Below are 722 nucleotides of genomic sequence, written 5' to 3' on the forward strand. Positions count from 1 at the left end.
AGAGTTTACAACACCCGAAGTCGGTGGGGTAACCCGCAAGGGAGCCAGCCGCCGAAGGTGGGGTAGATGATTGGGGTGAAGTCGTAACAAGGTAGCCGTATCGGAAGGTGCGGCTGGATCACCTCCTTTCTAAGGAAATAACTGATCACGATGATGATCAGATAGCATCGAAAGATGCAAACCGACAGGTTCGCTCATGTTCAGTTTTGAAGGAATAAATCCTTCAACAAAAAAAATTGATGGTAGTTTTTTTACTGCCTCAGATCACTTGCCGCTAAGTGCCGCCTGATTCAATTAGTCGTTACACTTACGGACTTGCACCTTGAAAACTGGATATGAAATTTGCGAAATATCTCTTAGCTGAGATTAACGAAGTATTGCAGCATGTGCTGCAAGCGAAGGTTTTGTCTTTTGACTGCCTTTGGTACGGAGCGTAAGCGCCGACAGTTCGAATGAGAACGACTTTGGTCGAAGACCACGGGAGAGATCATCGAATCTGGCGGGACTGAAGCGGCCGCACCAACTGAAGCTCAAACAGACACATTAAACCGGAGCAAAGGTTGCCAACTTAACAGTTGCAACTAGGTTAAGCTACTAAGAGCGCACGGAGGATGCCTAGGCGCTAGGAGCCGAAGAAGGACGTGGCGAACGACGAAATGCCTCGGGGAGCCGTAAGCAGGCTTTGATCCGGGGATGTCCGAATGGGGAAACCCGGCTGGAGT

Annotated in this window: 2 rRNA genes; both read left to right on the plus strand. The window is 49.4% G+C overall.

The features are described 5' to 3' along the window. Positions 1–129: ribosomal RNA gene (locus AC0LWF_RS27780) — 16S ribosomal RNA — on the plus strand; the annotation flags it as partial. Between the two features lie 455 nt (positions 130–584). Next, positions 585–722: ribosomal RNA gene (locus tag AC0LWF_RS27785) — 23S ribosomal RNA — on the plus strand; the annotation flags it as partial.

It is taken from the genome of Paenibacillus sp. sgz302114, assembly GCF_056120345.1.